7 protein-coding genes and 1 tRNA gene are annotated in these 11,835 nt (G+C 38.2%); 3 read left to right on the top strand and 5 right to left on the bottom strand.

The features are described 5' to 3' along the window. Positions 1 to 17 precede the first annotated feature (17 nt). Positions 18 to 1,313 (bottom strand): c-type cytochrome, encoded by a 1,296-nt coding sequence (locus ESZ48_RS03560; RefSeq protein ID WP_129016065.1) that lies wholly within the window; start codon positions 1,311 to 1,313, stop codon positions 18 to 20. Positions 1,314 to 1,607: 294 nt separating this feature from the next. On the opposite strand from ESZ48_RS03560, the gene ESZ48_RS03555 reads away from it, so the two are divergent. Continuing rightward, positions 1,608 to 1,991 carry an SPOR domain-containing protein gene (locus tag ESZ48_RS03555; RefSeq protein WP_129015913.1) on the top strand — a complete coding sequence of 128 codons (384 nt, stop codon included), beginning with the start codon at positions 1,608 to 1,610 and terminating at the stop codon, positions 1,989 to 1,991. Between the two features lie 92 nt (positions 1,992 to 2,083). Here ESZ48_RS03555 and infB read toward each other — a convergent pair whose 3' ends face one another. Genes infB through rimP form a run of 3 tightly spaced genes read right to left on the bottom strand, consistent with a single transcriptional unit; the run spans position 2,084 to position 6,693 of the window. Continuing rightward, the gene (gene infB, locus ESZ48_RS03550; protein WP_129015912.1) at positions 2,084 to 4,921 is read right to left on the bottom strand and encodes a translation initiation factor IF-2; all 2,838 of its coding nucleotides are present in this window, start codon (positions 4,919 to 4,921) and stop codon (positions 2,084 to 2,086) included. A gap of 29 nt (positions 4,922 to 4,950) precedes the next feature. Continuing rightward, positions 4,951 to 6,183 carry a transcription termination factor NusA gene (nusA, locus tag ESZ48_RS03545; protein WP_129015911.1) on the bottom strand — a complete coding sequence of 411 codons (1,233 nt, stop codon included), beginning with the start codon at positions 6,181 to 6,183 and terminating at the stop codon, positions 4,951 to 4,953. 12 nt (positions 6,184 to 6,195) lie between these two features. Beyond that, positions 6,196 to 6,693 carry a ribosome assembly cofactor RimP gene (rimP, locus tag ESZ48_RS03540; protein WP_223266347.1) on the bottom strand — a complete coding sequence of 166 codons (498 nt, stop codon included), beginning with the start codon at positions 6,691 to 6,693 and terminating at the stop codon, positions 6,196 to 6,198. Positions 6,694 to 6,817: 124 nt separating this feature from the next. On the opposite strand from rimP, the gene ESZ48_RS03535 reads away from it, so the two are divergent. Next, the gene (locus tag ESZ48_RS03535; RefSeq protein WP_129015910.1) at positions 6,818 to 7,642 is read left to right on the top strand and encodes a universal stress protein; all 825 of its coding nucleotides are present in this window, start codon (positions 6,818 to 6,820) and stop codon (positions 7,640 to 7,642) included. A 328-nt stretch (positions 7,643 to 7,970) separates the two neighbouring features. On the opposite strand, the gene ESZ48_RS03530 is transcribed toward ESZ48_RS03535, so the two are convergent. Further along, positions 7,971 to 8,043 (bottom strand) — tRNA-Gln (locus tag ESZ48_RS03530). A gap of 473 nt (positions 8,044 to 8,516) precedes the next feature. Between ESZ48_RS03530 and ESZ48_RS03525 the strand changes: the two genes are divergently transcribed. Continuing rightward, positions 8,517 to 11,831, top strand: coding sequence for a glycosyltransferase family 117 protein (locus ESZ48_RS03525; protein ID WP_129015909.1), 3,315 nt, complete (start codon positions 8,517 to 8,519; stop codon positions 11,829 to 11,831). Positions 11,832 to 11,835 lie beyond the last annotated feature (4 nt).

The following is an 11,835-nucleotide window of genomic DNA, read 5'->3' as shown; positions in this document are numbered from 1 at the left end:
ACTGTATCTTTAATTTATTAATAATGACATTTACCACATTCTAAACCTCCCATTTGTGCAACGGTAAGTCTCTCAACACCATACTTCTTGGATAATTGCTCATGAATTTTGGTATAGTATTCATTGTTCTCAATTTTCACATCGGTTGTTCTATGACAATCAAGACACCATCCCATAGTCAATGGGGCGAATTGCGACATGATTTCCATTGATTCTACCGGACCATGACAAGTTTGACATTCAATACCTCCAACGGTAACGTGTTGTGCGTGATTGAAATATGCAAAATCAGGAAGATTATGAATACGAATCCACTTTACAGGCTGTGGCTCTCCTGTGTATTTTTGTTCATCAGGATTCCAACCTGTTGCGGTGTAAAGTTTTTGAATTTCTTCGTTATAATCAACACCATATGCTTTACCTTCTGCAAAGGTATCTTCTGAAACTTCACCAATAGATTTATGACAGTTCATACACACGTTCAATGAAGGTATGCCAGAAGTTTTACTCACTCGAGCAGAAGAGTGACAGTATTTACAATCAATACCGTTATCCCCAGCGTGAATTCTATGTGAATAATGGATTGGCTGCACCGGCTCATAACCTTGATCAACTCCTATTTGCATGAAATACCCGTAAACAAAGTAGGCACTGGTTAACAACAATAAAATAACGGTAACCAAAACCAAGAATTGATTTTGAACAAAGGCCTTCCAAATAGACGCTTTTTTATCATCTTCAATAACAACCCCTTTAGCCTCAGCAAAACGATTTAAAGTACGTCTTACAAGAACCAAAGCCATAGCCAATAAACCAAACAAGAGAGCTAATGCTCCAAGAATTAATTGGTTTGATGTTCCAGATCCTCCGCTTTGAGCACCAGTTGCATCTGCACCAGCAGCTACAGGAGTGGGTGCCTTTTTCTCTTCAGCGGTATAGGCCAAAATATCACTGATATCCTGATCCGACAATTGCGGAAAGGGCATCATTGGCAATTGGTTATAATCGTTATAGATTTTATTGGCGTAGGCATCGCCAGATTTAATAAGACCAGCACTATTGTGGATCCAAGCAGTTAACCATGCTCTGTCAAGACCCTGTTCATCTGCTAATTTTTTCTCAATGTTACGGAGTGGAGGCCCAGTCATTGGACCATCTAATTTGTGACAAGCCGCACAATTAGCATTATATAATGTTTTCCCTTTGGCAGGATCACCTTCTTGGGCTTGAAGCGATGCTGAAAACGCAAGTAAAATAAAAAGCCCTAAACGAAGAAATTTAGTGGCCAATTTACAGTGTATCACCTGTTTCATATTATTAGTTGAATTATCTTCCAAACTTTGGTACGATTTTTTCATTAAAAAGAAAAAAATACGGTTATAAAATCACTCGCAAAAGTAATACTTAAAGTCGATTTCCGAAATGTTACAGAAGTGTTAATTGATAATTTATAAACATTCTAAATAATAAAAACAGCGGTTATTTCGTTTATTGTTTTCATATTAGGACATTACAAATTAATTTTAATATTTTTGCCGGATGCGAATGGCTTAAATTAATTCGTTTAATACATAAATGAGCTCATTCTCTTAAAGAATACACACACTATGACAAAACCCGTTTTAAGATTATCCTTTATTGCCCTCGCTTTTTTTACGGCAACACTTGCAGTTAATGCGCAAGAAGGCATTGTTACAATTGATCAAAATAAAGATATTGACAGGCTTCTGGAGTTCAAAAAAGATTCACGCAATACTATTGATGCTTTTGTCATCCAAGTGTATAACGGCTCACGTGGCGGCGCTCAATCTGCCAAAAGTGACGTGGGAACTTTATTTCCTGATTGGACCAATTCCATCGAATATGAATCACCAAATTACAAAATTTGGCTAGGCAACTTTAGAACGCGTTTAGAGGCGGATCGTGCCTTGATGAAGGTCAAGAAAAGCTATCCGGACGCTTTGGTATTAAAACCTAAGAAAAACAGATAAAACACCCCGTAAATCTTAACCGTTTTACTTGACGATATAAAAAAAGCGACTCATTTTACAATGGTCGCTTTTTTTATATAAATCAATTTAAATTATTTCAATTTCTTCTTCACTTCAACTTCGTGGAAGGCCTCAACAACATCATTTTCATAGATGTCATTGTAATTCTTAATCTGCATCCCACAGTCGTAACCTTTAGAAACCTCTCTAACGTCATCTTTAAATCGTTTTAAGGATGAGAGTTCGCCTGTGTAAACCACAACACCTTCTCTGATCAAACGGATGCTTGAGTTTCTGAATATTTTACCTGAAGTTACCATACATCCGGCGATAGTTCCAATTTTAGAAACTTTGAAGATTTCTCTAATCTCAGCAGTACCTGTGATTTCCTCTTTAAGCTCAGGAGACAACATGCCTTCCATTGCATCTTTAAGGTCGTTGATGGCATCATAGATAATAGAGTACATTCTGATATCGATTTCTTCCTGATCAGCAATTTGACGGGCATTACCCATTGGTCGCACGTTAAATCCGATAATAATGGCATCAGAAGCAGTTGCTAATAGCACATCACTTTCTGTAATGGCACCTACACCTTTATGGATAATGTTCACCTGAATTTCTTCTGTAGAAAGTTTCTGGAATGAATCCGTCAACGCTTCCACTGATCCATCCACGTCACCTTTAAGGATGATATTCAACTCTTGGAAATCTCCAAGTGCTATACGGCGTCCAATTTCATCTAAAGTGATATGACGTTGCGTTCTAACAGATTGCTCACGTTGCAATTGCGTACGTTTTGCAGCAATTTGTCGCGCTTCACGTTCATCTGCAAACACAGCAAACTTATCTCCAGCTTGTGGCGCACCATCCAATCCTAAAATTGAAACAGGTATTGAAGGACCAGCAGCTTGAACGATCTTACCACGTTCATCATGCATAGCTCTTACTTTACCACTATTTTTACCGGCAAGAACATAGTCTCCTGGTCTTAAGGTTCCAGCTTGTACCAAAATAGTAGATACATACCCTCTACCTTTATCTAAAAATGCTTCTACTACTGTTCCAACAGCAGGCTTATTTGGATTTGCTTTAAGCTCCAATAATTCAGCTTCAAGAAGAACTTTTTCTAATAACTCTTTAATGCCTTGACCTGTTTTGGCAGAAATATCTTGAGATTGAATTTTTCCACCCCAATCTTCTACCAATAAGTTCATTTGCGCTAAACCTTCTTTTACTTTTTCTGGATTAGCACTTGGCTTATCTATTTTATTAATCGCAAAAATAATTGGCACTCCCGCCGCCTGAGCATGCGCAATTGCCTCTTTTGTTTGGGGCATAATGGCATCATCAGCAGCAATTACAATAATTGCTAAATCCGTTACCTGCGCACCACGGGCACGCATCGCCGTAAAGGCCTCGTGACCTGGGGTATCAAGGAACGCCATTTTTTGACCGTTCTCTAACTGTACGCCATAGGCACCAATATGCTGTGTAATACCACCTGACTCTCCTGCGATTACGTTTTCTTGACGAATGTAATCCAACAAAGAGGTTTTACCGTGATCTACGTGACCCATTACCGTAACAATCGGTGCACGTGGTTCTAAATCTTCAGGAAGGTCTTCAACAACTTGAATACTATCTTCAAGATCTGATGTTACAAACTCTACCTCAAAACCAAATTCATCTGCAACAACCGATAAAGTTTCGGCATCCAAACGTTGGTTCATGGTTACCATCATTCCTAAAGACATACATGCAGAAATAATTTGCGTCACAGGAACATCCATCATGGTTGCTACTTCACTTGCAGTAACAAACTCAGTTACCTTCAACACTTTGCTTTCCGCTTCTTGCTGCTCGATATCCTTTTCCGTTTGCTGACGGTGCTGGTCTCTCTTGTCTCTTCTATACTTAGCTCCTTTTCCTCTATTGGTCTTACCTTGAAGTTTTTCTAGAGTTTCACGAACTTGTTTTTGCACATCTGCTTCACTTGGCTCTTCTTTTACAGTGCTTGTACGGCCAGCTGGTCTTCCTTTATATGGTGTACCTGTGCCTCTACCGGCACCAAAAGCTGGTTTAGCTCCAGGAGCTCCAGGAGCTGCAGGTCCTTTGCTGATGCGACGTCTTTTTTTCTTGTTGGCGTCACCTGCAACAGGTTTCTTTTCTTCTTTTTTCTTTTTAGGCTTATTGAACTGGGAAAGATCAATCTTTTCTCCAGCAATTTTAGGACCGGTTAACTTTTGGTATTGGGTAACCATTAACTCATCCTCCGCCTCAGGAGCTTCAGCCTTCTCAGCTTCCACAACCTTTTCAGTCTTTTCTACCTTTTCAGTTTTTTCGACTTTTTCAATCTTCTCAACTTTTTCAGTCTTTTCAGTCTTTTCAGCTTTCGCAGTTGCCTTGGCTTCAACTTTAGCTTTCTCTACTTTTTTAGGTGCTTCCTTGACTTCTGCCTTAGGAACTTCCGTTTCTGAAGGGGTCACTTTTTCTGAAACTTCAGGCTGTTTTGTTGTTTCAGCTGGCTTTTCTTCCTTCGGCTCTTCCGCCTTAATCTTTTCGGTGATTTCAGGTTTCTTAGGATCCAAATCAATCATACCAACCTGCTTTGGCCCTCTAAAAGGCGCTCTCGCTCTTACAACTTTGTTGGCTTCCTCCTTCTTCAATCTCTCTTCAATCTCACGCTCACGTTGCTCACGCAATTCTTCCTTTTCTTTCAACTTAGCCTCACTAACCTCCAAAGAGGCCATTTTCTTATTGGCATCGGTTTGAAATTCATTTGAAAGAATCATATGAACATCATCTGATATTTTCGTATTGGGACTCTTTTCCACGTCAATGCCCTTCGATTCCAAGAAATCGACTGCACGGTCAATAGAAATATTGAGCTCTCTTAATACTTTATTTAATCTAATTGTATCAGCCATAAATTGCTTCTAATATAACTTAATATGTGTTATTCTTCAAATTCTTCCTTAAGAATTCTGATAACATCTAAAATGGTTTCTTCTTCTAAATCGGTTCTTTTAACCAAATCTTGAACATCTTGTTCCAAAATACTCTTTGCAGTATCTAATCCTGCTTTGCTAAACTCTGCAATGATCCAGCCTTCAATCTCATCAGTAAATTCTGACAACTCAACATCTTCTTCTGCACCTTCTCTAAACACATCAATCTCGTAGCCAGTCAATTGCCCAGCCAAACGAATGTTGTGTCCACCTCTACCAATAGCCTTACTGACTTCTTCTGGTTTAAGCAATACCTCAGCACGTTTAGTCTCCTCATTAAGCTTTACAGAGGTTACCCTTGCTGGACTCAATGCTCTCGTGATGAATAACTGAATATTACTGGTATAATTGATCACATCAATATTCTCATTACCCAATTCTCTTACAATACCATGTATTCTTGAGCCTTTCATACCCACACAAGCACCTACAGGATCGATTCTATCATCATAGGAATCAACCGCTACTTTTGCTTTTTCACCTGGCATTCTAACCACTTTTTTAATGGTGATCAATCCGTCAAAAACCTCTGGAATTTCCTGTTCGAATAGCTTTTCCAAAAATACTGGAGCTGTTCTTGACATAATGATTGTTGGCTTGTTACCTTTAAGCTCAACACTTTCTATAATCCCTCTTACATTTTCTCCTTTACGGAAGAAATCTGAAGGGATTTGTTTTTCTTTAGGAAGGATGATTTCGTTCCCATCGTCATCCAAAAGAATGATTGCTCTGTGACGAATATGATGAACTTCTGCAGTATAAATCTCACCTACTAAATCCTTAAATTGCTTATAAAGATTGGTATTGTCGTGCTCATGTATTTTAGAAATTAGGTTTTGACGTAACGCCAAAATTGAGCGTCTTCCCAAATCAATGAGTTTTACAGCTTCTGCAACATCTTCACCAACTTCAAAATCCGGCTCTATTTTACGTGCTTCAGATAATTCAATTTCTTGATTTGGCTCTTCCACTTCACCATCAGAAACAACAACTCTATTTCGCCATATTTCCAAATCGCCTTTGTCAGGATTTATAATGATATCAAAGTTATCGTCATCACCATACTTCTTCTTAAGCGCATTCCTCAACACATCCTCTAGAATCGCCATCAACGTTACACGATCGATTAATTTATCGTCCTTAAATTCTGAAAAAGAATCAATTAACGCAATATTCTCCATAACTACCTCGAATTAAAATTTTATTATCACTTTAGCCTCTAAAATATCATCATACTTAATTTTAGCCTGCTTGTTTACCAATATTTTACCCTTCCCTACTGGCTTAGGCTCCTTTGTTTTCCATTCCAAAGTCACCTCATCGTCACTAACGTCTGTCAACACACCTTCCAACATTACATCAGGTTTAGCTTTAACGTCCAAAATTCTGCCAATATTCTTTTTATACTGTCTTTTATTTACCAATAATGATGTCGCTCCCGCAGAGGCAACATCCAGAGAGAAATCGTCTTCTTCCCTGTCCAAGTGATGCTCTATGGCACGACTCATAAACATGCAATCTTCAACAGTGACTCCATTGTCGCCATCAATAACCACACTTATTTTATTGTCTGCACCAATCTTAAGATCGATTAAAAAAAGATCTGATCTTTCTTCCAATCCGTTTTCTATCAAAGTCTTAACAGTGTTCTCGCTCAGCATTATATTAGTATAAAAAGAGGGGACTTTCATGTCCCCTCGTGTTCTCTTTTATCATTCAGCGGTGCAAATATACGATTTTTTTATTGACTTATCCAAAGGATATAAAGTCGATTTTTATTATTAAATTTATGATTCACAAATCAACTTCCTCTCCATGAAAAAAATTCTTGTACCCACAGACTTCTCAGAACAAGCAGAAAACGCTCTAAAAGTCGCAGCGCAATTGGCCAAAAAACACGGTTCTGAAATCTACTTGTTGCACATGTTGGAAATACCATTACAAGAAATTGATGCAATGAACACACCAAGCGCATTACCCGAGGCCATGTTTTTTATGAAACTTGCAGAACAAAAATTTGAGGCCCTTCTATCTAAAAGTTATCTAAAAGACATTAAGGTTCATGATATTGTGAAAAACTTCCCTTCCTTCAGCAGTGTTATTGATACCTGTCATGAGCACAACGTCAACCTGATTGTCATGGGATCTCACGGCGCCAGCGGCTTGAAGGAAATGTTTATAGGATCTAATGCAGAAAAAGTGGTTCGTACTTCTGATATTCCCGTCTTGGTGATTAAAGGAAAACATGACGATTTTAAGGTTGAACGCTTTGTTTTTGCTTCAGACTTCAAAAACGACAACAAGGACACCTATAGACAGGCTACAGAATTTGCCCAGTCATTTGGAGCAAAAATGCATTTATTAATGGTCAATACCGCCAATGATTTCCTTTCAACCTCCGACGCAAAAAACCGCATTGACAACTTCATCAAAGATTATGATTTTAAGGACTATACCATCCATATATATAATGATGAAAGCATCGAAAGTGGTGTTTTGAATTTCTCAAAAGAAATTAACGCCGACTTAATAGGCATAAGCACCCACGGCCGACAAGGTATTTCACATTTCTTTAGTGGCAGCATTGGTGAAGACGTGGTCAATCATGCGGATCTGCCTGTGATTACGTTTAAGATATAAAAATTTCCTATTTCCATATGCTGTCACGCCGAATGAATTGGAATCACCTAATTCCAAAAACAAAAAATCCTGATTAAATAAATAATCAGGATTTTTAAAAACTGTTGGCCTACTAGGGCTTACTTCGACTACGCTCAGCATAAACTTCTCGCCCTAGTAGGTATATCCATTATACAAAAATCCCGACTTATTGCTAAATCGGGATTTCAATTCTTGTTGGCCTACTAGGGCTTACTTCGACTACGCTCAGCATAAACTTCTCGCCCTAGTAGGTATATCCATTATACAAAAATCCCGACTTATTGCTAAATCGGGATTTCAATTCTTGTTGGCCTACTAGGGCTCGAACCTAGACTCTTCTGGACCAAAACCAGACGTGTTGCCAGTTACACCATAGGCCAATCTCCAATTGAGGATGCAAATTTACTACAATGTTTTATTCTTGCAAATATTTTACATAGAAAAAGCGTTATTTTAAATATTCAAGACGTATAAAAAAAAACATCACTCAACATACCTTTGTCAATCAACGGTTTAATCGCATATCTCAGAATGTAAAATTGGAGTTAATTAATGAGATTTTATGTTAAAACACCTAATCGAGCCATGAAAACAACTTAATAATCACCTCACCTGTCCCGTCGCCACAATAAACCCCTTGCATTCTTAACTAATACCGTCATATAAAACAAAGAAACCGAAAAAGTCATCATCCTTCTGAAACAGCGTTTAAAATGTCAATTGAAAACAAAATTCAATACCGAGTTTCAAAATGATAATTCGTTCATTCTATAAATCCTTAACGTTTACTTAAAAACTTTCCCCTCTTCTATATTTATTCTTAAATTCGCCACTCTAATTCAACAAAAAATCTATGAATCATTTCAACTTCAAAAAATGGAATACCATTTTAGGTTGGTTTGTCTTTGCCATTGCATTTACTGTTTATGCACTTACCATTGAACCGACCGTTAGTTTCTGGGATGCAGGAGAATATATATTGACTTCTGCAAAACTCCAGGTTGGTCACCCTCCAGGAGCTCCATTGTTCCAAATGCTTGGTGCCTTCTTTTCGATGTTCGCCCTGGAACCTTCCCAAATTGGAGCTATGTTGAATATGATGAGTGGCGCCGCAAGTGCCTTCACAATTTTATTCATGTTTTGGACCATTACCCTATTACTTAAAAAACTGGTTAAAACAGATGAAGAGTTCACTGATACTAAAAAGATAGCCATTCTTGGTAGTGGACTAGTTGGAAGTTTGGCCTTCACTTTTACAGATTCGTTTTGGTTCAATGCTGTAGAGACTGAAGTTTATGCCATGGCAACTTTAATTATGGCCGTCATGTTTTGGTTGGCATTACGCTGGGAACAGGATATGGATAAACCACGTGGCAACCGTTGGCTCATATTAATTGCCTTTGTTATTGGTCTGTCTTTTGGTGTGCATTTTATGGGTCTTTTGACCATTCCTGCGATAGGACTGATTTATTATTTTAAGAACTATAAAACTATAACTGTTACAAATTTCATAGTGGCCAACGCGGTTTCTGCAGCTATTCTATTGTTCATTTTCAAACTTTTGCTTCCTAATGCACTGAAAATATTTAGTGCTTCAGAAATTTTCTTTGTGAACAGCCTTGGCATGCCCTTTAACTCAGGAACCATTATTGCCTTTATTATCGTGGTTGCTGCGTTTTATTTTGGATTGAAATATACAAGAGATCATCAAAAACATATCGCCAACACCTTAGTATTATGTTTGATGTTTATTTTTATAGGGTTTTCGTGTTGGTTAATGCTTCCAATACGAGCAAATGCCAATGTGGTTGTCAATGAGAATGATCCTTCAGATGCACGTGAATTGTTAGCTTACTATAACTTAGAGCAGTATCCAGAAACCCACCTGTTTTACGGACCTCTATTCACTGAGCAGTACACAGGACTTGACGAAAACCAACCTTATATAGATGACAAACCCAACTATGAAAAGGATAAAGAAGCAGGAAAATATGTGATTGTCAACGATTATAAGAATGCCAAACAAAATTATAATTCCATCCAAGCCTCAATCTTACCACGCATGTGGAGTAGCGAGAACGCCGAGAACTATATGATGTTTACAGGATTGTTGGATTTCAACATCAAGGCGGAATATCTGATGGAATCCCAGATTAGGGACATCGTATCCGATTTTAAGAAAAATGTCCGAGAAGGACAGGTCGATTATAGTGATTATCACAAATTCCTAAAACAATTTGGACAATATTTAGATATTGAAAAACCATCACTGGTGCAAAACATTGGGTATATGTTTGAGTACCAATTTGGATACATGTACTGGCGCTATTTTATGTGGAATTTCACCGGTCGTCAGAATGATATTCAAGGAAAATATGACGATTTGAATGGCAACTGGATCAGCGGGATCAAACCTTTTGACGCGTGGCATCTCAATATGTCTCAAGACAACTTGCCAAGTGATGTTAAAAACAATAAAGCCCGTAACACCTATTATTTCCTACCTCTTATTTTAGGTCTGATTGGTTTCTTGTTTTTAATTGGAAGGGATAAAAAGTTGTTTTGGACCCTATTGGTGTTTTTCCTGATGACAGGGCTTGCCATTCAATTTTACACCAACGTCAGACCATTTGAACCACGAGAGCGTGACTATTCTGTGGTTGGATCATTTTATGTCTTTGCCATTTGGATAGGCTTTGGAGTGTATGCCATTTTTGATACCATAAGAAAATATTGGGCTTCAAAATATCTACCACATGTTATTACATTGGCATGTTTGGTCTTGGTTCCAGGAATATTGGCAGCAAACAATTGGGATGATCATGACCGATCAGGTAAAAAAACAGCTCATGCTATGGCGGTTAAATACCTGGAATCTTGCGCACCTAACGCCATTCTATTCACCATTGGAGATAATGACACCTTCCCATTGTGGTATGCCCAAGAAATAGAAGGCATCCGAAGAGATGTCAGAGTGATCAACACGAGCCTTTTTCAAACAGATTGGTATATTGACCAAATGAAACGGAAAGCCTATACAAGTGACCCCATTCCGTCGCAATTGACACATGAGCAATACCGTTACGGAACACGCGATTATATTGTCGAAAAGGAAATCACCAAAGACACCTTAAGCATTAAGGAGTTTATGGACTTTGTCAGTAGCGATAACCCACGTACAAAACTTAAATACGCCTTACAACAAGAGGGAAGGGACATTAGTAGCTATCCCCCAAATATGTTGAACACCAATTATTATCCTACCAAATCTATCAGAATTCCTGTAGATAAAGCTTCGGTTTTAGAGCATGGCATTGTCAAGGAGAAAGACGCTGATAAAATTGTGGATGAGATTGTCATACAAATTACTGGAGGTGCACTTTATAAAAACAGATTGCTGATGTTGGATATTGTTGCCAACAATAATTGGGAACGTCCTATCTATTTTACCGGTGGAAGTTTTGGTGACGATGATTATATCTGGATGAAAGATTACTTACAATTGGATGGTCTGACCTATAAACTGGTGCCAATTAGAACGCCAGTGGACAGAGCTAATCCGTTTGACATGGGGCGTGTGGACACAGAGTTGATGTATGACAAAGTGATGTCTTGGAACTGGGGCAACAGTGGCAGTCCTGATATTTATCACGATGTGGAAACGCGTAAAAACGGGATTACCTACAGAGGGAACCTCGCGCGATTAATGGAGCAGCTAATCAATGAAGATCAACCTGAAAAAGCTGAGAAAATAGCCGATTTGGCAATGGAAAAAATGCCGGTTGATTATTTTGGGTATTACACCTTATTGGAGCCTTATATCAGTGGTTATTATGAAGTAGGAAAAATAGAAAAAGCCAGAAAACTTTATATGGACGTCACCAAGAAATACCAAGAAAGCCTAACGTATTATAGTGGACTTTCTCTCGAAAACCAAACCCGTTATTTGGATCAAATCGTTACTGATATAGAACGTTACAGAAGTTTAGTGGACATTACTGTGGTTTATAACGATAAGGACTTCGCATTGAAAGAAACTGAGAAATTCAATAATTACTTGCAATTGTTCAAGCACTTTATGAGCGACGATGAACCACGACGAGAAGTACCCAGAGAAGAACGCGATATCATAACAGACACCATCGATGATCTAATAAAATTTGACTGATTTT

This window comes from Gelidibacter gilvus (assembly GCF_004115975.1).
In the GTDB taxonomy this organism is placed as follows: domain Bacteria; phylum Bacteroidota; class Bacteroidia; order Flavobacteriales; family Flavobacteriaceae; genus Gelidibacter; species Gelidibacter gilvus.
This window is presented reverse-complemented; position numbering and strand designations above follow the sequence as displayed.

What these genes read in the sequence shown, in the direction of transcription:
- ESZ48_RS03555 (WP_129015913.1), top strand. Translation starts at nt 1,608, where the DNA reads ATGACAAAACCCGTTTTAAGATTATCCTTTATTGCCCTCGCTTTTTTT.
- rimP (WP_223266347.1), bottom strand. Translation starts at nt 6,693, where the DNA reads ATGAAAGTCCCCTCTTTTTATACTAATATAATGCTGAGCGAGAACACT.
- infB (WP_129015912.1), bottom strand. Translation starts at nt 4,921, where the DNA reads ATGGCTGATACAATTAGATTAAATAAAGTATTAAGAGAGCTCAATATT.
- ESZ48_RS03535 (WP_129015910.1), top strand. Translation starts at nt 6,818, where the DNA reads ATGAAAAAAATTCTTGTACCCACAGACTTCTCAGAACAAGCAGAAAAC.
- nusA (WP_129015911.1), bottom strand. Translation starts at nt 6,183, where the DNA reads ATGGAGAATATTGCGTTAATTGATTCTTTTTCAGAATTTAAGGACGAT.
- ESZ48_RS03560 (WP_129016065.1), bottom strand. Translation starts at nt 1,313, where the DNA reads ATGAAACAGGTGATACACTGTAAATTGGCCACTAAATTTCTTCGTTTA.
- ESZ48_RS03525 (WP_129015909.1), top strand. Translation starts at nt 8,517, where the DNA reads ATGAATCATTTCAACTTCAAAAAATGGAATACCATTTTAGGTTGGTTT.